The organism is Acidovorax sp. LjRoot74, from assembly GCF_964254355.1.
Taxonomy (GTDB): domain Bacteria; phylum Pseudomonadota; class Gammaproteobacteria; order Burkholderiales; family Burkholderiaceae_C; genus Acidovorax.
On sequence record NZ_CAXUTI020000001.1, the window covers coordinates 5,524,979 to 5,549,993 of the forward strand.

At 66.9% G+C, this 25,015-nt stretch carries 23 protein-coding genes; 19 read left to right on the forward strand and 4 right to left on the reverse strand.

Going from position 1 to position 25,015, the window contains the following annotated elements:
- Window positions 1-242 precede the first annotated feature (242 nt).
- From ACSQ3O_RS26205 to ACSQ3O_RS26285, 17 genes are all read left to right on the forward strand, one after another.
- The gene (locus tag ACSQ3O_RS26205) at window positions 243-2,258 is read left to right on the forward strand and encodes a conjugal transfer protein TraG (RefSeq protein ID WP_004883083.1); all 2,016 of its coding nucleotides are present in this window, start codon (window positions 243-245) and stop codon (window positions 2,256-2,258) included.
- On the forward strand, window positions 2,255-2,719 hold the full coding sequence (locus ACSQ3O_RS26210; protein WP_004883086.1) for a ribbon-helix-helix protein, CopG family: 465 nt from the start codon (window positions 2,255-2,257) through the stop codon (window positions 2,717-2,719). The genes ACSQ3O_RS26205 and ACSQ3O_RS26210 overlap by 4 nt, the downstream gene beginning before the upstream one ends.
- On the forward strand, window positions 2,716-3,783 hold the full coding sequence (gene trbB / locus ACSQ3O_RS26215) for a P-type conjugative transfer ATPase TrbB (protein ID WP_004883088.1): 1,068 nt from the start codon (window positions 2,716-2,718) through the stop codon (window positions 3,781-3,783). The genes ACSQ3O_RS26210 and trbB overlap by 4 nt, the downstream gene beginning before the upstream one ends.
- Window positions 3,780-4,163 (forward strand): TrbC/VirB2 family protein, encoded by a 384-nt coding sequence (locus tag ACSQ3O_RS26220; RefSeq protein ID WP_004883090.1) that lies wholly within the window; start codon window positions 3,780-3,782, stop codon window positions 4,161-4,163. Before trbB ends, ACSQ3O_RS26220 begins: the two co-directional genes overlap by 4 nt.
- On the forward strand, window positions 4,160-4,432 hold the full coding sequence (locus ACSQ3O_RS26225; RefSeq protein ID WP_004883097.1) for a VirB3 family type IV secretion system protein: 273 nt from the start codon (window positions 4,160-4,162) through the stop codon (window positions 4,430-4,432). The genes ACSQ3O_RS26220 and ACSQ3O_RS26225 overlap by 4 nt, the downstream gene beginning before the upstream one ends.
- Before the next feature lie 11 nt (window positions 4,433-4,443).
- Complete coding sequence (gene trbE / locus ACSQ3O_RS26230; RefSeq protein ID WP_004883099.1) at window positions 4,444-6,894, forward strand: conjugal transfer protein TrbE; 2,451 nt, start codon at window positions 4,444-4,446, stop codon at window positions 6,892-6,894.
- Window positions 6,891-7,628 (forward strand): P-type conjugative transfer protein TrbJ, encoded by a 738-nt coding sequence (gene trbJ, locus ACSQ3O_RS26235; RefSeq protein WP_004883101.1) that lies wholly within the window; start codon window positions 6,891-6,893, stop codon window positions 7,626-7,628. The genes trbE and trbJ overlap by 4 nt, the downstream gene beginning before the upstream one ends.
- Before the next feature lie 12 nt (window positions 7,629-7,640).
- Window positions 7,641-7,967, forward strand: coding sequence for a hypothetical protein (locus ACSQ3O_RS26240; RefSeq protein WP_004883103.1), 327 nt, complete (start codon window positions 7,641-7,643; stop codon window positions 7,965-7,967).
- Complete coding sequence (trbL, locus tag ACSQ3O_RS26245) at window positions 7,964-9,328, forward strand: P-type conjugative transfer protein TrbL (RefSeq protein WP_004883106.1); 1,365 nt, start codon at window positions 7,964-7,966, stop codon at window positions 9,326-9,328. Before ACSQ3O_RS26240 ends, trbL begins: the two co-directional genes overlap by 4 nt.
- Window positions 9,329-9,357: 29 nt before the next feature.
- Window positions 9,358-10,062, forward strand: coding sequence for a conjugal transfer protein TrbF (gene trbF, locus ACSQ3O_RS26250; protein WP_004883108.1), 705 nt, complete (start codon window positions 9,358-9,360; stop codon window positions 10,060-10,062).
- Window positions 10,059-11,051: a P-type conjugative transfer protein TrbG gene (gene trbG, locus ACSQ3O_RS26255; protein WP_004883112.1), complete on the forward strand. Its 993-nt coding sequence runs from the start codon at window positions 10,059-10,061 to the stop codon at window positions 11,049-11,051. Before trbF ends, trbG begins: the two co-directional genes overlap by 4 nt.
- A gap of 2 nt (window positions 11,052-11,053) precedes the next feature.
- The gene (locus tag ACSQ3O_RS26260; protein ID WP_004883119.1) at window positions 11,054-12,334 is read left to right on the forward strand and encodes a TrbI/VirB10 family protein; all 1,281 of its coding nucleotides are present in this window, start codon (window positions 11,054-11,056) and stop codon (window positions 12,332-12,334) included.
- Window positions 12,331-12,573 carry a DUF2274 domain-containing protein gene (locus ACSQ3O_RS26265; RefSeq protein ID WP_004883121.1) on the forward strand — a complete coding sequence of 81 codons (243 nt, stop codon included), beginning with the start codon at window positions 12,331-12,333 and terminating at the stop codon, window positions 12,571-12,573. The genes ACSQ3O_RS26260 and ACSQ3O_RS26265 overlap by 4 nt, the downstream gene beginning before the upstream one ends.
- A gap of 386 nt (window positions 12,574-12,959) precedes the next feature.
- Window positions 12,960-13,787, forward strand: coding sequence for an orotidine-5'-phosphate decarboxylase (gene pyrF / locus ACSQ3O_RS26270; protein ID WP_436140964.1), 828 nt, complete (start codon window positions 12,960-12,962; stop codon window positions 13,785-13,787).
- 48 nt (window positions 13,788-13,835) lie between these two features.
- Window positions 13,836-14,732 carry a LysR family transcriptional regulator gene (locus ACSQ3O_RS26275; protein ID WP_252658008.1) on the forward strand — a complete coding sequence of 299 codons (897 nt, stop codon included), beginning with the start codon at window positions 13,836-13,838 and terminating at the stop codon, window positions 14,730-14,732.
- A 150-nt stretch (window positions 14,733-14,882) separates the two neighbouring features.
- Window positions 14,883-15,857 (forward strand): Bug family tripartite tricarboxylate transporter substrate binding protein, encoded by a 975-nt coding sequence (locus ACSQ3O_RS26280; RefSeq protein ID WP_436140965.1) that lies wholly within the window; start codon window positions 14,883-14,885, stop codon window positions 15,855-15,857.
- Complete coding sequence (locus ACSQ3O_RS26285; RefSeq protein ID WP_436140966.1) at window positions 15,854-16,846, forward strand: succinylglutamate desuccinylase; 993 nt, start codon at window positions 15,854-15,856, stop codon at window positions 16,844-16,846. Before ACSQ3O_RS26280 ends, ACSQ3O_RS26285 begins: the two co-directional genes overlap by 4 nt.
- 48 nt (window positions 16,847-16,894) lie before the next feature.
- On the opposite strand, the gene ACSQ3O_RS26290 is transcribed toward ACSQ3O_RS26285, so the two are convergent.
- Window positions 16,895-17,866, reverse strand: coding sequence for an EamA family transporter (locus ACSQ3O_RS26290; protein ID WP_436140967.1), 972 nt, complete (start codon window positions 17,864-17,866; stop codon window positions 16,895-16,897).
- Window positions 17,863-18,303, reverse strand: coding sequence for an acyl-CoA thioesterase (locus tag ACSQ3O_RS26295; RefSeq protein ID WP_436140968.1), 441 nt, complete (start codon window positions 18,301-18,303; stop codon window positions 17,863-17,865). Before ACSQ3O_RS26295 ends, ACSQ3O_RS26290 begins: the two co-directional genes overlap by 4 nt.
- Before the next feature lie 321 nt (window positions 18,304-18,624).
- Here ACSQ3O_RS26295 and ACSQ3O_RS26300 point away from each other — a divergent pair, with 321 nt between their 5' ends.
- Complete coding sequence (locus ACSQ3O_RS26300) at window positions 18,625-20,604, forward strand: methyl-accepting chemotaxis protein (protein ID WP_436140969.1); 1,980 nt, start codon at window positions 18,625-18,627, stop codon at window positions 20,602-20,604.
- A 50-nt stretch (window positions 20,605-20,654) separates the two neighbouring features.
- On the opposite strand, the gene ACSQ3O_RS26305 is transcribed toward ACSQ3O_RS26300, so the two are convergent.
- Both ACSQ3O_RS26305 and exaC read right to left on the reverse strand, forming a co-directional pair.
- Window positions 20,655-21,029, reverse strand: coding sequence for a DUF779 domain-containing protein (locus ACSQ3O_RS26305; RefSeq protein WP_436140970.1), 375 nt, complete (start codon window positions 21,027-21,029; stop codon window positions 20,655-20,657).
- 186 nt (window positions 21,030-21,215) lie between these two features.
- Window positions 21,216-22,739, reverse strand: coding sequence for an acetaldehyde dehydrogenase ExaC (exaC, locus tag ACSQ3O_RS26310; RefSeq protein ID WP_436140971.1), 1,524 nt, complete (start codon window positions 22,737-22,739; stop codon window positions 21,216-21,218).
- A gap of 313 nt (window positions 22,740-23,052) precedes the next feature.
- Here exaC and ACSQ3O_RS26315 point away from each other — a divergent pair, with 313 nt between their 5' ends.
- The gene (locus ACSQ3O_RS26315) at window positions 23,053-25,002 is read left to right on the forward strand and encodes a sigma-54-dependent Fis family transcriptional regulator (RefSeq protein ID WP_436140972.1); all 1,950 of its coding nucleotides are present in this window, start codon (window positions 23,053-23,055) and stop codon (window positions 25,000-25,002) included.
- The last annotated feature ends 13 nt before the right edge of the window (window positions 25,003-25,015 follow it).

Consider the following 25,015-nt stretch of genomic DNA (forward strand, 5'->3'; position numbering starts at 1 on the left):
AATTCAGCAATTCAGCAATTCGCTAGTCTGCCTGAATCTTCTGTTCGGCACGCTGATATTCGCCGGCGCTTACGGAGTCACTCCCTGGCTAGACACAGCGCGAATTCATTCTTTCTTATCGACCTTTCTGCCCCAAACGGTCTTTGACCGGCACTAAGCCAGCACCGATCCTGACGCCTGCGGCACATTTCTAAGCCGCGTTTCCCAAGGGAATCAGCGTAGGAGAGATTGGAGGCGGGGCTATGCAAGGTACGAATGTGCTGTTCGGTCAGATAGCCGTGGTATTCGGCATCGTGATCGCGGGTGTGTGGGGCGCCACACAATGGACGGCAGCAGCCCTTGGCTATCAGGTACGCCTTGGCTCCCCCTGGTTTGATTTCCTCGGCACACCGATCTACCTCCCGTGGAAGCTGTTTGAGTGGTGGTTCTTCTTCGATGCCTACGCGCCACGCGTTTTCGACACGGGCGGTGCCATAGCGGGTGGCAGTGGCTTGCTGGCGGTGGTGGTCGCAGTCTGCATGTCGATCTGGCGCTCTCGTCAATCACGCCTAGTCACGACCTATGGCTCGGCACGCTGGGCAAGTACGGAGGACATTCGCAAAGCCGGCCTTACGCAGCCGATCGGCGTGTTCCTCGGTCAGCACGATGGCAAGTACCTTCGGCATGAAGGCCCGGAACACATCCTCACTTTCGCGCCCACGCGCTCAGGCAAAGGCGTCGGCCTTGTGGTGCCGACGCTGCTTTCTTGGCCTGCATCCGCCGTAGTCCACGACATCAAGGGCGAGAATTGGCAGATCACCGCAGGTTGGCGCTCACGCTACTCACACTGCCTGCTGTTCAATCCGACCGATGCGAAGTCGGCGGCCTACAACCCGCTGCTAGAAGTTCGGCGCGGCGCACATGAAGTGCGTGACGTACAGAACATAGCCGACATTCTGGTCGATCCAGAAGGCGCGCTTGAGAAGCGCAACCATTGGGAGAAGACTTCGCACGCGCTGCTGGTCGGGGCCATCCTGCATGTGCTCTACGCGGGCGAGGACAAGACGCTGCGCGGCGTCGCCAATTTCCTCTCCGATCCGGCCAGCCCCTTCGAGCTGACCTTGCACCGGATGATGACCACACAGCACCTCGTGAACGTGGAAGGTGGTGGCCCGCATCCAGTCGTCGCTTCGGCGGCGCGCGAAGTGCTCAACAAGTCGGACAACGAGCGTTCCGGCGTGTTGAGCACCGCCATGTCGTTCCTGGGCCTCTACCGCGACCCCACGGTGGCCGAAGTCACCTCGCGCTGCGACTGGCGTATCGCCGACCTGATCGCGTCCGAGCATCCGGTGTCGCTTTATCTGGTAGTGCCACCTTCGGATATTTCGCGGACGAAACCGCTCATTCGCCTGATCCTCAACCAGATCGGCCGACGGCTCACCGAATCGCTCGACGGCAGCGACGGCATCGAACGCCGCCACAAGCTGCTGCTGATGCTCGATGAGTTCCCGGCGCTGGGCCGCCTGGACTTCTTCGAGACGGCGCTTGCCTTCATGGCGGGCTACGGAATCCGCAGTTTTCTTATCGCCCAATCGCTCAACCAGATCGACAAAGCCTACGGCCAGAACCATTCGATTCTGGATAACTGCCATGTCCGCGTGACGTTCGCCACCAACGATGAACGCACTGCGAAACGGATCTCCGAAACGCTTGGCACCGCTACCGAACTGCGCGCGCAGCGCAACTATGCCGGGCACAGATTGGCACCGTGGCTGGGGCACCTCATGGTGTCGCGGCAGGAGACGGCCCGCCCGCTACTGACGCCCGGTGAAGTGATGCAGCTTCCGACTGAGGAAGCTGTGGTGATGGTGTCCAGCGTGGCACCGATCAAGGCCAAGAAGCTGCGCTACTACGCCGACGCGAATTTCAAGAACCGCGTTTTACCGCCGCCTGTGCTCGCGGCCGGGCAATACGCGGACGCGCCACCGGCCCGGCCCGACGACTGGAGCGGCCTATCGATCCCAGCCGTGTCAACGGTCCGGGCTGCGGGCCTGTCCGGCGATGGCACAGGCACCGCCGATGACGGCGGCCCACGCCGACAGCCGGAGCTATCCGAAGTCAGCGAATACAGCCCCGAACCGCTGCTCGCCGGCCATGACCTGACTCTGCTCGATGACGACGACGACCTGCCGCTGCCGCTTCCCGGCCAGCTCGACCCGGCCATGCAGCGCACGGCCCGGCTGGCTTCCCTCGACCCCAACGACGGAATCGACTTATGAGCCAATACCGCCTCAATCTGTTCATTCAGCCCGAGCACGCCAAGCGTCTCGAAGAACTGGCCGCCAAGAAAGGCGTGTCCAAGTCGTCCATTGTCGCGGCGGCGCTCGCGTCGTGGCTATCGCCCGATGCTGGCGACCAGCGCGAGGCGGCCATCGCCAAGCGGCTCGATCGCCTGTCGCGGCAGGCCGAGCGCATGGAGCGCGACCAGAACATCCAGATCGAAACACTGGCGCTGTTCATCCGCTACTTCCTGACCGTCAGCACCCCGATTCCCGAAGCCCATCAGGACGCAGCTCGCGCCCAAGGCAAAGCGCGTTTCGAGCAATTCGTGGAGCGGCTCGGCCGCCACCTGCTGCGTGGCCGCAGCCTGGTGCGCGACGTTGTGGAAGAACTGCACCCAGACCCGGCGCGAATGGATGACGCGGAGGCACTGGCTGAAGCGCAGGAGCGTGCCTCATGAGCGCCATTCCGCAAACCCCGCCCGAACTCTCATCCGCCGCAACCTCTCTGGATCGCCGTATCCAGATGCTGCGCACGGCAATGGGGCCAGTCATCGCCGCTGCGCTGGCCGACCCCGACGTGGTGGAAATCATGCTCAACCCCGACCGCACCCTATGGGTGGATCGGTTGTCATCGGGCCGCATGCCGCTGGGCGTGGAGCTGTCCCAAGACGATGGCGAACGCATCATCCGGCTGGTGGCTGCGCACGTCGGCGCAGAGGTGCATCGCGGGCGGCCGCTGCTGACCGCCGAGCTGCCCGAAACCGGCGAGCGGTTCGAGGGCATCTTGCCGCCCGCAGCGCCCGGCCCAGCCTTCGCGCTGCGCAAGCGCGCCGTGAGCATCATCGGGCTGGATCGCTATGTGGCCGACGGCATCTTGACCACAGGCCAGGCCGAGTTCCTGCGCCGCGCCGTGCGTGAGCGCCAGAACATCCTGATCGCCGGGGCGACGAGCAGCGGCAAAACCACACTCGCCAATGCCTTGCTTGCGGAGATCGCCGCCACGGGCGACCGCGTGCTTGTGCTCGAAGACACCATCGAGCTGCAATGCGCAGCCCGCGACCATGTGCCGCTGCGCACCCGCGCTGGCGTCGTGTCTATGACCGAGCTGGTGCGGGCCACGATGCGCCTGCGCCCCGACCGCGTGATCGTCGGCGAGGTACGCGGCGGCGAAGCCCTGGACTTGGTTAAGGTGTGGGGCACCGGCCACCCCGGCGGCATCGCCACCATCCACGCCGGTTCCGCGCTGGGCGCGCTGCTGCGCCTCGAACAGTTGATTCTTGAAGTGGCGGTGAACCCACCGCGTGCGCTGATCGCCGAGGCGGTCAACGTCGTGATCCACATCGCCGGGCGTGGCCGCAAGCGCCGCGTCGAAAGCATCGCCCGTGTCGTCGGTTTCGACGGCACCGGCTATCGCCTGGCGGACGCGCTGGAAACACCGTTTCCCGAGCTGATGCCGGTTCCTCTCGCAGCCGATGCCGCTGCGCCTTCCTCGTCCCTTGACCTACCTGGAGAACTGCCATGACGCAGATGCACGTTCACGCTTTCCGTAATTCCGTAAATCCGGTTTCAACCATCGCACGCCTGCGGCGGCTGGCCGGCCCCGCGCACCACGGCCTGCTGCTGGCCGCAGTCATGCTGATGACGGCGGGCACGGCGAAGGCATCCGGCTCCTCGATGCCGTGGGAAGGCCCGCTGCAATCCATTCTGGAGTCGATTCAGGGGCCGGTGGCACGCATCGTCGCGGTCATCATCATCATCGCCACGGGCCTCGCGCTCGCCTTCGGCGACACGTCGGGCGGCTTTCGCAAGCTGATCCAGATCGTGTTCGGTTTGAGCATCGCGTTCGCCGCGTCCTCGTTCTTCCTGTCGTTCTTCAGCTTCTCCGGCGGGGCTGTCGTATGAGTGGCCCGGATAGCTTCGCGGCCGGCTTCGAGGTGCCGCTACATCGCTCGCTGACCGAGCCGCTCTTGATGGGCGGCGCACCGCGCACGGTGGCGATTGCCAACGGCACGCTAGCCGCTGCCGTCGGGCTGGGCCTGCAACTCTGGATTCCTGGCGTAGTGCTCTGGATCGTCGGTCACTCGCTGGCCGTGTGGGGCGCGAGGGTCGATCCGCAGTTCATGCAGGTCTTCGCCCGGCACATCAAGCACAAGCCGCTGCTGGACGTGTAGGAGACGCCGCCATGCTTAACCTTGCCGAATACCGCCAGCGGCCCGCCTTGCTGGCCGACTGGCTTCCCTGGGCTGGGCTGATCGCGCCGGGCGTGGTGCTGAACAAGGATGGCTCGTTTCAGCGCACGGCGCGCTTTCGCGGGCCTGATCTGGACAGCGCCACGCAGGGCGAATTGATCGCCACGACGGCACGGCTAAACAACGCGTTGCGCCGGCTGGGTTCGGGCTGGGCGCTGTTCGTGGAAGCCGAGCGCCAGTCGGCCGCGGACTATCCGCATTCCGACTTTCCCGAACCGCTGTCCTGGCTGGTGGACGAAGAACGCCGCGCTGCCTTTGAGGAATCGGGGAACCACTACGAAAGCAGCTATCACCTGACGCTAGCCTATCTGCCGCCGGAGGAATCCCGCGCTCGTGCAGCCAAGCTGCTCTACGAGCACGCGCCGGGCGATGGTGTGGACTGGCGCGGTCGGCTTGACGCCTTCCTGGCAGAAACGGATCGGGTTTTCGACCTGCTCGATGGCGTGATGCCAGAAATCGTCTGGTTGGACGATGCCGCGACGCTGACTTATCTTCACGCCACGGTGTCCACGCGGCGCTACCGGCTGGCCGTGCCCGAGGTGCCTTTCCACCTCGACGCACTGCTGGCCGATTCCGCCCTAGTCGGCGGCCTTGCGCCCATGCTGGGTGACCAGCATCTGCGCGTGGTGTCGGTGCGGGGCTTTCCGACCTCGACCTGGCCGGGCCTGCTGGACGACCTCAATCGCCTGGGCTTTGCCTATCGCTGGAGTACCCGGTTTCTCTGCCTCGATAAAGCCGAGGCGGAAAAGGAGCTGGGCCGCCTGCGTCGCCAGTGGTTTGCGAAACGGAAGAATGTCATTGCGCTACTGCGCGAAACCATCTTCCAGCAGGAATCGCCGCTGGTGGACACGGATGCCAGCAACAAGGCGGCCGACGCGGATGCCGCCTTGCAAGAGCTTGGCAGCGATCAAGTCGCCTTCGGCTACCTCACCGCCACGGTGACGGTGTTCGATGACGACCCTGCCGTAGCCGACGAAAAGCTGCGCATGGTGGAACGTGTCATCCAAGGACGTGGCTTCGTCACCATCCCCGAAACCTTAAATGCAGTCGATGCGTGGCTGTCGTCCATACCAGGCAATGCCTATGCCAACGTGCGCCAGCCCATCGTCTCGACGCTGAATCTGGCGCACATGATGCCGGTGTCCGCCGTGTGGGCTGGGCCGGAGAAAAACGCCCATCTCGACGGCCCGCCGCTGATCGTCACGCGCACGGATGGCGCGACGCCGTTCCGGCTGGTGACGCACATCGGCGACGTGGGGCATACGCTGGTCGCGGGGCCGACGGGCATGGGAAAATCTGTCCTGCTGGCGATGCTCGCCTTGCAGTTCCGCCGCTATGGCGGCTCGCGCATCTTCGCCTTCGACATGGGGCGATCCATGCGGGCGACGGTGCTGGGCCTGGGCGGCGAACACTACGACCTCGGCGCGGACGGCGCCATTGCCTTTCAGCCCTTGGCCCGTATCGACAGCGAAGGCTATCGCACCTGGGCCGCCGAGTGGATCGAAGGCCGCCTGCTGCATGAAGGCGTGACCGTCGGCCCCGACGAGAAAGCCGCCATTTGGTCGGCGCTCGGCAGCCTCGCTGGTGCGCCGGTGGAGCAGCGCACGATGACCGGGCTTTCGGTGCTGCTGCAATCGAACGCGCTGCGGCAGGCATTGTCGCCGTATGTGCTGGGCGGCGCGCACGGCAAGCTACTGGATGCCGACCGCGACCGGCTCGGCAGCGGCGACGTGCAGGGCTTTGAGATGGAAGAGCTAATGCACAGCCCCGCCGCCGTGCAAGCGGTGCTGCGCTACTTGTTCGCCCGCTTCGATGCACGTTTCGACGGTGCTCCCACGCTGCTGATTCTCGATGAAGCCTGGCTATTCCTTGATGAACCGTCCTTCGCGGCACGCATCCGGCAATGGTTGAAAACTCTGCGCAAGAAAAACGTGTCGGTGATCTTCGCCACGCAGTCGCTTGCCGACATCAAGGATTCGACCATCGCGCCCGCGATCATCGAAAGCTGCGCGAGCCGGATTTTCTTGCCCAACCCGCAGGCGACCGAGCCGCAGATTCGCACGGTCTACGAGGGCTTTGGCCTCAACAGTCGGCAAATCGAAATCGTCGCCACCGCGCAGCCCAAGCGCGACTACTACTACCAATCGCGCCTGGGCAATCGTCTGTTCGACCTCGACCTGGGGCCAGCCGCGCTCGCCTTCTCGGGCGCATCCACACCGCAAGACCAACGCGACATTGACCGAGTGCTGACGCAGGCCGGCGCTCCCGGCTTCGCCGGTGCGTGGCTACGCCATCGCGGCCTCGATTGGGCCGCCGACCTGCTGCCGTCCTCGCCGTCGGCGGCTTCTTTCCTCGCTACTCAACCCCTGGAGATTTCGCCATGAAGACCCGTGTACTTTCCGTTTCGCTCGCCGCCGCGCTGGCCGGCTCGCTGATGCTCGCTCAGCCAGCGGCGGCGCTCACTTTCGTTGATCCCGTCAACTTGGTGCAGAACACGCTGACTGCCATCCGCACGCTGGAGCAGATCAACAACCAGATCAACCAGCTCCAGAACGAAGCGCAGATGTTGATGAACCAGGCGCGCAACCTGGCGAATCTCGACTTCAACATCGTCAACCGGCTGCGCTCGACGCTCGCCACGACTGAACGCCTGATTGCCGAGGCGCAAGGGCTGGCCTACGACGTGCAGAGCATGGATGCCACGTTCTCGCGCCTGTACCCGGAGCAGTACGCCGCCACCATCAGCGGCGACCGCATGGCACAGGACGCACGCGAACGCTGGAAGAACACGCTCGACGGCCTGCACACCGCGATGCGGATGCAGGCGCAGGTGTCGCAGAACCTGACGCAAGACGAAAGCGCGCTGGCCGACCTCGTGAGCCAAAGCCAATCGGCCACGGGTGCGCTGCAAGCGATGCAGGCAACGAACCAGCTTCTCGCCTTGCAGGCCAAGCAGTCCATCCAGGCCCAGCAGCTCCAGATCACACAAGACAGGGCGGCCTCGCTGGAGCTGGCGCGGCAGGCAGCGGCCACCGAGCGCGCCCGCGAAGTGCGGCGGCGCTTCCTGGGCACCGGCACGCCGTACACACCGCAGTCCGTCAACTTCTACAACAACTGACGGGAGGCGGCCATGCGATGCGTTCCTGTCCTGCTGGCCGTGCTGCTGACCGCATGCGGCCAGCAGCCGGCTGAAGACCTGACCGCCACCTTGGCCGCCGATCCCGTGCGGCTCAAGGCGCTGCGCGCCCAATGCGCAGCCGACCGGCAAACCGCAGGCGAAGACACCTGTCGCGCCGCTGCCGAAGCCTTCCGGCGGCGCTTCTTCACCGGCCAGACTGGGCCGGACGAATACCGGACGCTGGCAGAACTGCCGCCGATTCCGGCGAGTTTCGACACGCCAACCGACGACGCGCCGGAAGGTGATGCGTCGCTCGCCGCTGCGGAGGACACGCCATGAACGACGTAACGATCATCGACAGATTCCTCGATACCTTCTCGCGCTACATCGACTCCGGTTTCGGTCTGCTGCAAGGCGAAGTCGCGTTCCTGACGGCCACTCTCATTGTCATCGACATGACCATTGCCGGTCTGTATTGGGCCATGAGCCATGCGACCGGCCAGGGCGAGGACGTGATCGCCAAGCTGCTGCGCAAGGTGCTTTACGTCGGTGCCTTCGCCTACATCATCGGTAACTTCAATTGGCTGTCGAGCATCGTGTTCCGCTCGTTCGCCGGGCTAGGCATCACCGCCACTGGCTCGGCCATAACGATGGAGAACTTCTTGCAGCCGGGTCGGCTTGCCAAGACCGGCATCGACGCCGCTGCGCCGATCCTCGACCAGATCGGTGACATGGCCGGCTTCCCCGAAGTGTTCGTGAACCTCGACCCCATCGTGGTGCTGTTCATCGCTTGGCTGGTGGTGATCCTCTGTTTCTTCGTGCTCGCGGTTCAGCTTTTCATCACGTTGATCGAGTTCAAGCTGACCACGCTTGCCGGCTTCGTCTTGATCCCGTTTGCGCTCTGGAACAAAACCTCGTTCCTCGCGGAAAAGGTGCTCGGCAATGTGGTTTCGTCAGGCATCAAGGTCTTGGTGCTGGCGGTAATCGTCGGCATCGGCTCGGGCCTGTTCGCGGAGTTCCAGGTTCATCCCGACGAGCCTTCCATCGACCATGCGCTTGTCGTGATGCTGGCTTCGCTTGCCTTGCTGGCGCTGGGCATCTTCGGCCCCGGCATCGCCACGGGCCTTGTGTCCGGTGCGCCGCAGCTCGGCGCGGGTGCGATGGCGGGCGCTGCCGTCGGCGCGGTAGGCACGGGTGTTGCCATCGGTGCCGCCGCGACCGGCGTGGGCGGTGCCGTCATGGCGGGCGCACGCATGGCCCCGGCCGCCGCAAAGCTGGCCGGGAGCGGCGCACGCGCCGCCACGTCGGCGGCCAGCAGCGCCAAGTCCGCATTCCAGGCCGGTTCCGCCGCTGCGGGCGGCGGGGCTAAAGGCGCGGCTGCGGGCCTCGGCAATGTCGCCAAGACCGGCGCGCAAGCGGCAGGCCGCCGAGCTGCATCGGGCGCTTCCGCTGCCGGTCAGAAGGTGGCCGACTCCTTCCGGGCAGGATGGAACGGTGCGGATGTCGGCGCTGCCGGTTCCGGCCAGGCCGCCGCAGGCGAAGGCGCAGCCAGCGCGCCGAAGCAAGAGCAACCCGCCTGGGCAAAGCGGATGCACCGCCGCCAGCAGATCACCCATGCCGCAACCACCGCAGCCCACACGCTGCGCAGTGGCGACGGCGGCGGCTCAGGGCAAGGCCCAAGCCTGCGCCCCGATGCGTGACCCGATACCTGACCACCAAGGAGAACCCTATGCGATTCAAACGCCCGCAGGTGCGCTATGCCGACACGCCGCAGCCTGCCACCCCGTACCAATCCGCCGCGCAGGTGTGGGACGAGCGCATCGGCTCGGCCCGCGTCCAGGCCAAGAACTGGCGTTTTATGGCCTTCGGCTGCCTCACGCTTGCGCTGCTGATGGCCGGTGGCCTGGTGTGGCGCTCGGCGCAGTCCATCGTCACCCCTTACGTCATCGAGGTCGATCAGTCGGGGCAGGTGCGCGCCGTCGGCGAAGCCGCCACGCCGTACCGGCCCGCCGATGCGCAGATCGCGCACCACCTGGCGCGCTTCGTGACGCTGGTGCGCTCGCTGTCTATCGATCCCATCGTGGTGCGGCAAAACTGGCTGGACGCCTACGACTACACCACCGACAAAGGCGCGGCGGTGCTCAACGACTACGCCAGCAAGAACGATCCTTTCGCCCGTGTTGGCCGCGAGTCGGTGACGGTGCAGATCACCAGCGTGGTACGCGCCAGCGATGCCTCGTTCAACGTCCGTTGGACGGAGCAACGGTTCATCAACGGTGCCCCCGCCGGGACCGAGCGATGGAACGCGGTGCTTTCCACCGTCCTGCAAACCCCGCGCACCGAACAGCGCCTGCGCAAGAACCCGCTGGGTATCTACGTCAACGGCCTGTCGTGGAGCCGCGAACTGGATTCTTCTGAAGGAGCCAAGCCATGAACCTGTCTTTCCGCTTATACGCTTTCGCGCTGACCGTGGTGGCCCTGTCGGGCTGCGCTTCGCAGGGCAAGCCGCCTCCGTCCATTTCGCTCGATGAGCCGGTGCAGGCACAGCCGCTGCCGGAGCCGCCTGCTCCAGTGGAAGTCGTCGCCATGCCCGAGCCGCTGGCGCTGCCAGCGCAGTTGAAGCCGCTGCACGAGTTGGACGCGGCCCCGGCTAAGCCGGAGCCGGCCGATGAGAAGGTGCGCGTTTCCCGTGCCAATGCCGAGGCGCGCATCGCGCCCACGCGCGAGGGCTACGTCAATGCGATTCAGGTGTGGCCCTTCACCGATGGTGCGCTCTACCAAGTCTATGCCGCGCCGGGACGCGTGACCGTGGTTTCCTTGCAGCCGGGCGAGGAACTAGTGACGGTCGCAGCCGGCGATACCGTGCGCTGGATCGTCGGTGACACGTCCAGCGGCAGCGGCGACGCGATGCGCATCAATGTGCTGGTCAAGCCCATCCGCTCAGGCCTCAAGACGAATTTGGTCATCACCACCAGTCGCAGAACATACCTGCTGGAACTGACCTCGACGGAAAAGGCATGGATGGCGTCGGTGTCCTGGGACTACCCAAAAGACCGGATGTTGGCCTTGCAGCGCCAGTCGCAGGCGGCTAGCGCCGCCGCACCGGTCGATACCGGACTGTCGCTGGAGAAGATCCGCTTCCGATATTCCGTCTCAGGCAGCAATCCGCCGTGGAAGCCGCTGCGCGCCTTCGACGATGGCGAGAAGGTCTATATCCAGTTCCCGCCGGGAATCGCCCAAGGCGAGCTGCCACCGCTGTTCGTCATCGGCGCGCAGGGCGACGGACAACTGGTGAATTACCGTTTTCGCTCGCCTTACTACATCGTGGATCGGCTGTTCGGCGCGGCCGAACTGCGCCTGGGCGGCGACAAGGGTGACGTGGTGCGTATCGAACGCACGGATGGCTTGGCGCGGAGGAACTGACCATGAGCCAGGACGACACTCCCGACCTCGCCACGCCGCATGCGGGCAAGGTGGCACCCGAGGCAGTTGCGCTGCGCGCCCAACCGCGCCCGGTCACGCGCCTGAACCGGCGCACGCTGGCCATCCTCGTCGGCGGTCTCTCGGTCGCTGTGCTCGGCGCGCTGATGTGGTCGCTGCAACCGCAGCGGCGCGGTGCAGGCGAGCAGACCGAGCTTTACAACGTCGATCGCGTCTCGAAGTCCGAAGGGTTGGACGCGCTGCCGGCGGACTACTCGAAGCTGCCGCCCCCCTTGGCGGCATCCGTGCCGGAGTTGGGGCCGCCGCTGCCAGGCGATCTTGGCCCGGCCATTGTGAAGTCGCAGCAGCCGGTGACGGCCGCCTACGCGGCCCCCGGCAACGACCCCAACGACGCGTTGCGCAAGGAAGCCGAAGCAGCAGCGGCATCGGCGGTGTTCTTCCGCTCTGGTTCGCAGAAGGCCGCGCCGGTGGCGCAGACACAGGTAGCCGCTGCGCCGGGCTTCACCGCCAATGCGGCCTTCGACCCGCTGGCGGCCGGGCCTGCGTCGACGGCGGCCCAGCCCGCCGACCCGACCGCCGTGCAGAACCGGCAAGACCAGAAAGAGGCATTCCAGAAAGCCGGAACCACGGAAGCCCGTGATTCCGGCAACCTGACGCTGCCGGCGTCGCCGTATCAGGTCATGGCCGGAACGGTGGTCGCCGGGGCGCTGGTGACGGGCATCAAGTCGGACTTGCCGGGCGATGTGATCGCCACAGTGACGGAGCCGGTCTATGACACGGCTACCGGCAAGTTCCTGCTGATCCCGCAGGGGTCACGCATCCTGGGCAAATACAACAGCCAGGTCAGCTACGGGCAGAGCCGCGTGCAAGTGGTGTGGAACCGGATCATCCTGCCCGACACGTCTTCGCTCAAGCTCGACAACTTGGCCGGCACCGATCCGGCCGGCTACGCCGGCTTGGAAGATGATGTGGATTGGCATTGGGATCGCGTCTTTGCCGGTGCGGCACTGACGACGCTACTGGGCATCGGTGCCGAACTGGCTGCGCCGGAGAACCGGCAGGACGGTGATCGCGTCATCATCGCCGGCCGCGATAGCGCCCAGGACAGCATCAATCAGGTCGGTCAGGAGATGACCCGGCGCAACCTCAACATCCAGCCCACCTTGACGGAGCGCCCCGGCTTGCCGGTTCGCATCATCGTCAACCGCGATCTGGTGCTGCGGCCGTACCAGCCACTTTTCTTCAACAGGGGGACTTCGCGATGACGACGCGCAAGCTACGGCTCGGGCCGCTGCCGAAAACGGAATCCACGAAGCTGACTTTTGCTTGCCCGGCCAGCCTGAAAGCCGACCTCGACCGCTACGCTACGCTGCACGCGCAGACCTACGGCGAGGCGGTCGATGCCACGGTGCTAATTCCGCACATGCTAGAAGCCTTCATGGTCGGAGATCGGGGATTCAGGAAGGGAGGCGCGGGCAAGGCCGCGCCGCCGAAGCCAAGCTGATGATGCCGGTTTCCGCTGGCGGCCATCCCTCAAACGCGCAGCCCAAGGCTGCGCGTTCTTCATTCTGGAGGACGGCGACCGATTGGGCTATGAAGACCAAACGCGGCTACCGCCTGCAGGCAACCGCCCCCGATGCAGCACGCTCGGGCTTTCTACCGCGAAGCTCCTATGTGGCTCCCAGCCCACAACGCCACAGCCCCGCAAGGCGGCCCGAAGTAGAGCCAAACCCGCACCCCATATAGACTTCCGGCCATCAGGCTGATTTCAACAATCGCTTGACTGCGGACATTTTTTATGCCTGCAGGACCGTTGGCAACCCGCCCACACAGCGCGTGCTGCAGCCCCCAGGGGGATACCCAGGGACCCGCCCACTAAAATCACGCCCCATGAACTTCACCGACATGCTGCGCGGCGCCACGGCGCAGAACAACTCCCTGCTGTGCGTGGGCCTGGACCCCGAACCCACCCGCTTCCCTGCGGGCATGCAGAGCGACCCGCGCAAGATCTATGACTTTTGCGCCGCCATCGTGGACGCCACGGCCGACCTGGTCTGTGCCTTCAAGCCCCAGATTGCCTACTTTGCCGCCCACAGCGCCGAAGACCAGCTGGAGCGCCTGATGCAGCACATGCGCGCCAATGCGCCGCAAGTGCCTGTGATCCTGGATGCCAAGCGTGGCGACATCGGCTCCACCGCTGAACAATACGCCAAGGAAGCCTTCGAGCGCTATGGCGCCGATGCGGTGACGCTGTCGCCCTTCATGGGTTTTGACTCCATCGAGCCCTACCTGGCCTACCACGGCAAGGGCGCCTTCCTGCTGTGCCGCACCTCCAACCCGGGCGGGGACGACCTGCAGAACCAGCGCCTGGCCAGCATCGAAGGCCAGCCGCTCATGTACGAGCATGTGGCCCGCCTGGCGCAAGGCCCCTGGAACAAGAACGGCCAGCTCGGCCTGGTGGTGGGCGCCACCTACCCGCAGGAGATCGAGCGCGTGCGCGCCATCGCGCCCACGCTGCCCCTGCTGATCCCCGGTGTGGGCGCCCAGGGCGGCGACGCCGCCGCCACCGTGCGCGCCGGGCTGCGCAACGACGGCCCCATCATCGTGAACTCCTCACGCGCCGTGTTGTACGCCTCCCCGGGTGCGGACTTTGCGGCCGCAGCGCGCACCGCCGCCCAGCACACCCGCGCGGTGCTTGAAGCCTCGCGCAGCCGCTAAGCACCACGCGCCATCCTTCCCCAGCCCCCGCAGCCACACCACACGCCCATGCAGCTCAAGTGGCTGGAGGACTTCATCGTGCTGGCGCAGGAGCGCAGCTTCACCCGCGCCGCCGAACTGCGGCACGTAACGCACCCCGCCTTTGGCCGGCGCATCCGCGCGCTGGAGGCCTGGGCGGGCACGCCGCTGGTGGAGCGGGGCGGGGGGCCCGTCACCCTCACGCCCGCCGGGCAGAGTTTTCTGGACACCGCCGGGCAAATGGTGCGCAACCTCACGCAGTCGCACGAGGAGCTGCAGAGCCTGGCCGGGCGCCAGGCCCGCACCGTGACCCTGGCCACGGGCCGCACGCTGGCGCGCACCGTGGTGGCCGACTGGCTGGTGCGCCTGCAGCCCATCCTGCAGGGCGGCGAGCTGTGCATCCGCACCCGCGCGCTGGCCGACACCGTGGCCATGCTGGAGCGCAGCGAGGCCGACTTCTCCCTCGTCTACCACCACCCCACGCTGGCCGTGCGCCTGGACGCGCGCCAGTTCATGCACGTGACCGTGGCCTCGGACCGGCTGGTGCCCGTGTCACGCGCCACCGCGCAAGGGCAGGCGCTGCACCGCTTCGGGCCCGACGCCACGCGCGTGCCCTACCTGGCCTATGCCCCGCAACTGGCCCTGGGGCGCCTGGTGGAAGACCACCTGGCCCAGAACCCGCACGCGCCCCGGCTACAGCGGGTGGTCGAATGCGACTCGGCCGACGCGCACTATGAATATGTGCAAAAGGGACTGGGCGTGGCCTGGCTGCCCTGGTCCATGGTGTTTGCCGACTGCCAGGCCCAACGCATGGCCCTGGCGGGCGATGCGCGCATGGAGGTGCGTTTTGACGTGCGCCTGTACCGCCCCAAACGCCGTCTGGGCCCGCTGGCCGAAGCGCTGTGGAAGGCACTGGCGCAGCGCTGAAGCCGGGCCCGACCTCCGGGCACAGACGCAGGGTTTTCATCAGGGCACCGAACAGAATTGGCAAGACCTGGTGCCATTTCGGCACCAGACCAGCGCCAGGGGCTTCGCACAATCGGGCCACAACCCCCCGATCCACGACGAGGACACCCCATGCAACCCACACTCCCCCTGCGCCGCGTGGCGCTCCTGTGCGGCCTGGCCCTGCTCGGCGCGCCTGCGCTGGCGCAGGACGCTTACCCCAGCAAGCCCATCACCATCGTCGTGGGCTACCCACCCGGCGGCAGCACCGACCTGACCGCGCGCACGGTGGCCACTGAGCTGGGCAACAAGCTCGGCGTGCCAGTCGTGATCGAGAACCTGGGTGGTGCCGGTGGCGCGATCGGCGCGCAGAAGGTGGCCAACGCCGCGCCCGACGGCTACACCCTGCTGGTGGGCGCCAACAACGAGATCGCGATCAACAAGCTCGTGACCAAGAAGGTCAAGTACGACATCAAGGACTTCACCGCCATCGGCCTCATTGCCTCGCAGCCGCTCGTGCTGGTGGCCTCCACCGGGGCGGGTGTCAAGAACATGGCGGAGTTCACGCAGAAGGTGTCCAAGAACCCCGGCAAGTTCAGCTACGGCAGCTCGGGCGTAGGCACAGCGTTGCACCTGGCGGGCGAGGCCGTGAAAGAGCAGGGCAAGCTGTTCATGACGCACATCCCCTACCGGGGCGTGGCGCCACTCACCAGCGACCTCATGGGCAACAACTTGGAGTACGGCGTGTTCGTGCTCTCCAGCGGCCTGCCGCACATCAAGAGCGGCAAGGTGATTGCACTGGGCACCACCGAGGCCAAGCGCTCGGCCACCACACCCGACATCCCCGCGCTGGCCGAGTCGCCGCAGTACAAGAACGTGGACATCAGCGTGTGGTTTGCGCTCATGGGCCCCGCCAACCTGCCCAAGCCCGTGACCGACAAGCTCAAGAAGGCGCTGGCCGACAGCCTGCAATCACCGGACTTCCGCAAGAAGATGGAAGCCAGCGGGTCCACCGTGGCCTCGCCCACCGTGAACATCGACCAGTTCCTGGTTACGGAAGTGGCCAAGTACAAGAAGATCGTTGAATTCGCCAAGATCGAAGAATGAACCCCACCGACCTCGCCCCCACCGCTGTGCCCCCCCTGGTGTTTGAACTGCCTGCCCCCGACATCAGCGCCTGGCGCGCTGGCAACACCGGCACCGAAGGCGTGTGGCATTTCGACTCGGGCCGGCCCGGCCGCCACGTGATGATCAGCGCCCTCGTGCACGGCAACGAGCTGTGTGGCGCCTGGGCGCTCAAGGGCCTGCTCGAAGCCGGTGTGCGCCCTGCGCAGGGCACGCTCACACTCGCCTTCTGCAACCTCGACGCCTTCGACCGCTTCGACCCCGGCAACCACGATGCCTCGCGCTTCACCGACGAAGACCTCAACCGCCAGTGGATCGACGCGCGCATCGATGCGGCCGACACCAACGAACGCCGCCGCGCCGCCGCGCTGCGCCCGTGGGTGGCGCAGGCCGACTGGCTGCTCGACATCCATTCGATGCACGAGCCCTCGGCACCGCTGCTGCTCACCGGCATCCAGCCGCGCAACCGGGCGCTGGCGCGTGCCATGCGCTCGCCCGAATACACCGTGGTGGACGCGGGCCACAAGGACGGTGTGCGCATGCGCGACTACGGCCGGTTCGGCGACCTGGACGACAACGGCACCCGCTCGCTGCTCATCGAATGTGGCTTCCATGGCGACCCGGCCAGCCGCGCCGTGGCGCAGGACCAGTGCGTGCGTTTCATCGAGCAGTCTGGCGCCCTGAGCGCCGACGCACTGGCGCAGCAGCTGCCCGGCTGGCGCCTGCCCGACGCACCGTGCCAGTGGGCGCTGGAGGTGACCGGCCCCGTGGTCGCCACCAGCAGCGCCTTCCGGTTTGTGGCGCCGTACACGGGCCTCGAAGTGTTCGAGAAGGCGGGCACGGTGATTGGCGACAACGACGGCGTGCCGGTGGTCACTCCGTACGACGACTGCGTGCTCGTCATGCCCTCGGTGCGCCAGGCACGTGCCGGGGTGACCGTGGTGCGCTTTGCGCGGCGCCGGTTGCTGTAGGCAGTACTGTCGTTGTTTGCTATCTAGTTGATAGCTACTAAGGCGTGTTCAACTGGCGCTACCGGCCATTTTGGCTTGTAGTCGGGGCCCCAGCACCACACAGGCCAGCGCGGCCACCACCAGCGCAATGCCTGCCCACTGCCAGGGCGCCACGCCCTCGTCCAGCAGCAGCCAGCCTGCGGTGAGGCCCACCACTGGCACCGCCAGACTGAAGGGCGCAACGCGGTTGGCGGGGTAGCGCTGCAGCAGGTTGGTCCATAGCGCGTAGCCCACGATGGTGGCGGCCCAGCCCAGGTAGGCCACCGCCGCCCACGACAGCAGCGGCACGCTGGCCAACGTCTGCCACTGCAGCCAGCGCGCGGCGTCGGGGTCGAACAGGGCGGACAGCGCCATGAACGGCAGCACCGGCACCAGGCTGCTCCAGATCACAAAGGCCAAGGGGTCAAACCCCGGACTGTGCTGCTGCGCCAGCCGCGCCACGATGTTGGACGATGCCCACATCGCCGCGCCGCACAGCGTGAGCAGCAGGCCCGCCAGTGTGGTGGCCGCCGCCCCCCCCACGCCGGAGCCCGGGCCCACATAGTTCATAGCAAAACACACCAGCCCCAGTGCGGCGAGCCCCATGCCCACGCGCAGCGGCAGCCCCGGCCGCTCGCGCAACAGTGCAAAGCCCAGCAGCGCCGTGAAGAACACCTGGGTTTGCAGCAGCACGCTAGCCAGCCCAGCCGTCATGCCCACCTTGAGCCCCATGAACAAAAAGCCGAACTGCCCCACACCCTGGAACAACCCGAACAGCAGCACCCAGCGCCAGTGCATGCGCGGCGGACGGACCAGCAGCACCAGCGGCAGCGCTGCACACAGGTAGCGCGCAGCGCCCAGCTGGAAGGGGCTGAAGCTGCGCAGCCCCCACTTCATCGCCACAAAGTTCACGCCCCAGAGGATCACCACCACCAGCGCTGCGAGCAGGTCGCGCGCACGCAGCGGGCTGGTGGCGGATGCGGCCTGTGCAGCGCCGCTCATTGCGCCGCGCGCGCTGCGTCGATGTGCGCCTTCACGCGCTGGGCCAGCGCAATGTCACCGGGGGTCTCGGGGCTCCACTTGTCCACGGTACGCGGCTGGTCGCTGGCATCCACGGCGGTGTACACGGCCACGCAGTGCACCACGTCCTCCAGCGGTGCGCCGTGCACTGCGCCGCTGCGCACTTCCATGGCCAGGCACATGCTGGTGTCGGTGGTGTAGGCCAGGCGCGCGTGCACCTCCATCAGGTCCCCCGGGCGGATGGCGCGCACAAAGTGGGCGCCGCCCACAAACTCGGTAATGCAGGCGCCCTTGGCCCAGGCGCTGGCGCAGGCAAACCCGGCTTCGTCCACCCAGCGCAGCACCGTGCCGCCGGGGATGCGGCCTGCCTGGGGCAGCGTGGTCTGGGACGCCAGGAAGCGCAGGGTGGTTGAGTGCATGCCGGGGCTCCAAAGGATGGGGAGGCGTTCATTATTCTCCAGCGCCCCGGCTGCCGTAGCCTCCACCCGTCCCCGAACGCAGCCCAGCGCTCGCGATGCGGCCGCGTGGGCGAAGCTCTGCGCCACTTGACCTGAGTCAAAACCCTACTGCAAACGCGTCCCTACATTGAGAACCATTCCGTTTGGCCCTCGGTGCCGGTGGGACGATTTTCCCATTCGATCGTCCTCAGGTTCACAGGGGCCGCCCTCCAGTCGGCGGTGCCGACACCCGCCCCTGGGGCCTACTCTAAAGCGCACGCCGTGTGGCCTGCGTCCATTGCCATGTCATTGCTTCACCGGTTGAACCTGCTCGAAAAGTTCCTCATCCTGGGGACCATCGGGCTCATGATGAGCGCCCTGCCCACGTATCTGGTGGTGCGCGACTCCCTCCACGCCATCGACCACGCGCGCCTGGAGGCGCAGGGCGTGGCCCCCGCCCAGGCGCTCACGCTGCTGGTGCAGCGCATGCAGGTGCACCGGGGTCTGTCGGTGGGCATGCTGGGGGGCGACGAGTCGTTGGCCGCCCGCCGCCCTGCCGCGCGCGATGCGGTCAACACCGCGCTGGACGACGTGAGCGCCCGCTTTGCCGCCGCCAAGGTGCCCGCCGCGCAGATGGCGGCCTGGACCCAGGCGCAGCAGACCTGGCGCACCCTGGAGCAGGCCGTGGCCGCGCGCAGCATCGAACAGGCGCAAAGCACCGCGCAGCACACCCAGCTCATCGCAACGCTGTTGCAGCTCAATGAGTCGCTGGTGCATGCCTATGGCCTGCAGATCGACCCCGAGGCCGACACCCACGCGCTGGTGCAGGCCTCGCTGGGCCAGGCCCCTATGCTCGGCGAAAAGCTGGGCATGCTGCGCGCCCAGGGCGCCAGCGCCTTGGGCAAGCGCGAGCTCACGTCCCAGGGCAAGGGTCAGCTGCTGGTGCTGCAGCAGCGCGTGGCCGAGCTGCAGGCCGACACCTTCCGTGGCCTGGACCGCGCCCTGCAGGGCAACCCCGATCTGCAGCGCGCGCTGGGCAGCAGCGTGCAGGCGGTGCAGGGCCAGATCCAGCAGTCGCTGCAGATGGCCGAACGCGACGTGATCAACGCCACCGAGCTGCAGCTGGCCTCCAAGGATTACTTCGACACCTTCACCCGCACCATCGAGGCGCTGAACGCCCTCAACAACCTGTCGATGGCCAGCCTGGACCAGGCCCTGCAGGCGCGTGTGGCAGGGCTGCAGCGCAACCTGCTGTGGGTGGCACTGGCCCTGGTGCTCACGATGTCGGCCACCAGCGCCATGGCCCTGGTGTTTGTGCGCTCCATGACCGGGCCGCTGTCGCAGGCCGTGGCACTGTCGCGCGCCGTGGCGCAGGGCGACCTGAGCGGCGCGCCCATCCCCCATGGCACGAACGAGGTGGGCCAGCTGCTGCAGGCGCTGCAGCAGATGCGCAGCCAGCTCACGCAGGTGGTGCGCCAGGTGCGCAGCGGGTCAGAGAGCGTGGCCACGGCCAGCGTGCAGATTGCCCAGGGCAACACCGACCTCTCGGCCCGCACCGAGAGTCAGGCCAGCGCGCTCGAAGAAACCGCTGCGTCGATGGAACAGCTCAACGCCACCGTGCGCCAGAACGCCGACAGCGCCCAGCAGGCCAGCCAGCTCGCCGCCAGCGCGAGCACCGTGGCCACCCAGGGGGGCGAGGTGGTGGCCCAGGTGGTGGACACCATGCAGGGCATCAACGCCGCGTCGCAGAAGATCTCGGACATCATCGGCGTGATCGATTCCATCGCCTTCCAGACCAACATCCTCGCGCTGAACGCGGCCGTGGAAGCCGCCCGTGCAGGCGAGCAGGGCCGGGGCTTTGCCGTGGTGGCCAGCGAGGTGCGCAACCTCGCCGGGCGCAGTGCCGAGGCCGCGCGCGAGATCAAGACCCTCATCAGCGCCAGCGTGGAGCGCGTGGAGCAGGGCACGGCCCTGGTGGACCGCGCAGGCAGCACGATGACCGAGGTGGTGGCGTCCATCCGCCGCGTGACCGACATCGTGGGCGAGATCAGCGCGGCCAGCCACGAACAGTCGCTGGGCGTGGCCCAGGTGGGCGAGGCCGTGACGCAGATGGACCAGGTCACGCAGCAGAACGCGGCCCTGGTCGAAGAAATGGCTGCCGCCGCCAGCAGCCTGCAGAACCAGGCCGAGGACCTGGTGCAGGTGGTGTCGGTGTTCCGCCTGGGGGGTGATGGCAACCCCACCGGCGGCATCGGTGGCGCTGGAATGCTACGACTTCAATAGCTACAAAAGCATACTGGTCGCGCGCAGGCGGCCATTTTTGTTTGAGACTTTCAGGCCACAGGCGGGGCCATGCCCAGCGCATCCAGCTCCGCCGCCGTGAACACTCGCGAGCGGGTGTGAAAGGCCTTGCCCTCGGGCCCCTCCAGCGAGAAAGTGCCGCCCGTGCCTTCGATCACATCGATGATGAGCTGCGTGTGTTTCCAGGTCTCGTACTGCGCGCGCCCGATGTAGAAGGGGCATCCTCCTATGTCGCCCAGGTACACGTCGCCCGCACCCATGGTGATCTCACCCGGCAGGTAGCAGTTGGCCGCGCTGTTGTCGCAGCAGCCACCCGACTGGTGGAACATCAGATCGGGCCCATGTTTGGTTTGCAGAAAGGCCACCAGCTCCAGCGCGGCGGGGGTGGCGATGACTTTTTCGACCATAGGGTGTCTCCAGCGTGCGATGCAAAAAGCAAACGCTGCCAGTTGGAAGAACGAGCCGCGTCAGTAGAAACGTTTCCAGCGGCCCACAAACCGTCCCTGGCTAGGCACCTCCGTCGCAGACAGTGGCAGCGCCACGGCCAGACGGAGCAACGACACCAGGGGCGGTTTTTGGGCCGCCACCCCAGATCAGAAGAAGCCGAGCTTGTTTTCGCTGTAGCTGACGAGCAGGTTCTTCGTTTGCTGGTAATGGTCCAACATCATCTTGTGCGTCTCACGCCCGATGCCCGATTCCTTGTAGCCACCAAACGCCGCATGCGCGGGGTACGCGTGGTAGCAGTTGGTCCACACCCGCCCGGCCTTGATCGCGCGGCCCATGCGGTAAGCCACGTTGCCGTTGCGGCTCCACACGCCCGCGCCCAGGCCATAGAGCGTGTCATTGGCAATCGCCAGCGCTTCGGCTTCGTCCTTGAAGGTGGTCACGGCCAGCACGGGGCCGAAGATTTCCTCCTGGAAGATGCGCATCTTGTTGTGGCCCTTGAACAGCGTGGGCTGCACGTAGTAGCCGCCTTCCAGGTCGCCACCCAGGTGGGCCTGGCCGCCACCGGCCAGCACTTCGGCGCCTTCCTGCTTGCCCAGGTCGAGGTAGCTCAGGATCTTGGTGAGCTGCTCTTTGGAGGCCTGCGCGCCCATCATGCTGTCGGTGTCCAGCGGGTTCTGGTGCTTGATGGCGGCCACGCGCTTGAGCACACGTTCCATGAATTTGTCGTAGATCGATTCCTGAATCAGTGCGCGGCTGGGGCACGTGCAGACCTCGCCCTGGTTGAACGCGAACAGCACCAGGCCTTCAATCGCCTTGTCCAGGAAGGCATCGTCCTTGTCCATCACATCGGCAAAGAAGATGTTGGGGCTCTTGCCGCCCAGCTCCAGCGTCGCGGGGATGAGGTTGTTGGCGGCTGCCTGCGCGATCACGCGGCCGGTGCTGGTGGAGCCGGTGAACGCAATCTTGGCGATGCGCTTGCTCTGCGCCAGCGGCATGCCCGCCTCGCGACCAAAGCCGTTGACAATGTTCAGCACACCGGGCGGCAGCAGGTCGGCAATCAGCTCCACCAGGATGAGGATGGAGATGGGGGTGGACTCTGCGGGCTTGAGCACCACGCAGTTGCCTGCGCCCAGGGCGGGCGCCAGCTTCCACGCGGCCATCAGGATGGGGAAGTTCCACGGGATGATCTGGCCCACCACGCCCAGCGGCTCCTGGATGTGGTACGCCACGGTGTTCTCGTCGATGTTGGAGAGGGCGCCTTCTTGCGCCCGCACGCAGCCCGCAAAGTAGCGGAAATGGTCCACGGTGAGGGGGATGTCGGCGTTCAGCGTCTCGCGGATGGCCTTGCCGTTGTCCACGGTTTCGGCGTAGGCCAGGCGCTCCAGGTTTTCTTCGATGCGGTTGGCGATCTTGAGCAGGATGTTGGCGCGCGTGGCCGCATCGGTCTTGCCCCAGGCGTCGGCGGCGGCGTGGGCGGCATCCAGTGCCAGTTCGATGTCTTCGGCGGTGGAGCGTGCGGCCTGGGTGTAGACCTTGCCGCTCACGGGCGTGATGACATCAAAGTACTGGCCCTTGACGGGGGGCACGAATTTGCCGCCGATGAAGTTGTCGTAGCGGGGCTTGTAGGTGATCTTCGCGCCAGCGGCGCCGGGGGCTGCGTAAACGGTCATGAGCGTTGTCTCCTGAGGTTGTTGTGGACATCGGGCGGGCCGCATGGGCAATTCCGATGCCACACCCCTACTCAAAACACATGCCAGCCTGCGCCCGGGCGTGGGCCGTTGATTTCATTGACTTTTGGGCCGCCCCCACCGCGCCCACCTGTCGCAGCGGACACCCCCGCGCTGTGCCGGGCCGCGACACCTGTCACGAAATGGAACAGTTGGCGCCCGGCTTGCGCCCCCGCCCTTGCCCCGCGCCGTGGGGCCCGCCATACTGGCCCACACACCACAAGCGGGCCGCCCTGAGCCCGCACGGAGACAAAGCGTGCGCCCCAACACCTCCCCCGTCGCCCTGCGACAGGCCCGCCAGCACCTGCTGGACTCTGGCCAGTGCCCCAGCGGCCTGGTGGACGAGCGCCTGGCGCGCTCCTGGTCGCGCAGCCTGGCGGCGGGCCTGGTGCCCACCGGGCGGCCCCAGGGCATCGACCACCCCAGCAGCGGCACGCTACGCCAGGTGCTGGCCAGCAACCCCGAGCTGCTGGCGCACTCGCGGCCGGTGATGGAATACCTGTTTGAACAAGTGCGCCACAGCCAGAGCGTGGTGGTGCTGGCCGACCGGCGCGGCATGCTCATGCACACGCTGGGCGACCCGGTTTTTGTCGGCAAGGCCGAGCGCGTGGCGCTGACCAGCGGGGCCTCCTGGCACGAGGCGCACCGGGGCACCAACGCCATCGGCACGGCCCTGGCCGAGGGCTGCGCGGTGGAGGTGCATGGCGGCGAGCACTACCTGGAGCGCAACGGCTTTCTCACCTGCGCGGCCTCGCCCATCCTGTCGGCCACGGGCGACCTGCTGGGCATCCTCGACATCTCGGGCGACTACCGCAACGGCCACGCGCACGCCCTGGGCCTGGTGAGCACGGCAGCCCGCATGATCGAAAACCGCCTGCTGGCCGCCACCTGCAAACGCAACATCCGCCTGCACCTGCATCGCGACCCGGAGGGCATCGGCAGCGTGGCCGAAGGCATCGTGGCCGTGTCGGCCGACGGCTGGATCGTGGGCGCCAACCGCGTGGCCCTGGCCCAGCTGGGCCTGCACGCGGGCGATGTGGGCGCCACCTTGCTGGAGCGGGTGCTGGACGTGCGGCTCGATGACCTGCTCTCGCACCACAAGCGCCGCCCCCAGCAGCCCCAGGCGGTGCGCACGCCCCAGGGCGGCCTGCTGTTTGCCCAGGTGCAAATGGACGCCGCTGCGTGGGTCACCCCATCGTCCTCCGCCCCCGCAGCCCGCGCCACACCCGTGCAAGACGCGCTGGCCCAGCTGGACACGGGCGACGCGCGCTGGCGCAGCGCCGCCGACAAGGCCCGCCGCGTGGTGGGCAAGCCGATTGCGGTGCTGGTGCAGGGCGAGTCGGGTGTGGGCAAGGAGGTGTTTGCGCGCGCGCTGCACGCCAGTGGCCCGCGCTGCGATGCGCCCTTTGTGGCCATCAACTGCGCAGCGATCCCTGAGCACCTGATCGAATCCGAACTCTTCGGCCATGTGGCCGGTGCCTTCACCGGTGCGCGCAAGGAGGGCCACCTGGGCCGCCTGCGCGAGGCCCATGGCGGCACGCTGTTCCTCGACGAAATTGGCGACATGCCGCTGGCCCTGCAGACCCGCCTGCTGCGCGTGCTGCAGGAGCGCAGCGTGACGCCCGTGGGCGCCAGCAAGGCCGTGCCGGTGGACTTTGCGCTGGTCTGCGCCACACACAACCAGCTGCTGCAGGCGGCCGAACAGGGGCGCTTTCGGCAAGACCTGTACTACCGTATCAACGGCCTTACGGTGCAGCTGCCCGCGCTGCGCGAGCGCAGCGACTTCGTGGCACTGGCGCAGCGCCTGCTGGCCGACCTGGCCACCGAGCAGGGCCTGGGTTTTGAGGTGCAGGTGGCGCCCGATTTGCTGGCCCGCCTGGCCGCCTACCCTTGGCCCGGCAACCTGCGCCAGCTGGCCAACGTGCTGCGCACCGCCTGCGCCATGCTGGCCGAGGGCGAGGACACCCTGGGCTGGGACCACATGCCCGACGACCTGGTGCAGGCGCTGACGGCGGCCCCGACGCCGACGCCTGCACAGAGCGAAGCCACCGCCCACCCGGTGCCGCTGAACCTGCAGCAACTCTCCCAGGCCGCCATCGACCAGGCGCTGCAGGCCGCACGCGGCAACATGTCGCAGGCGGCGCGCCAGCTGGGCATCAGCCGCCAGACGCTGTACCGCAAGCTGGGCGGGCGCGTCACCCCATAGTTGTTGATTTAAC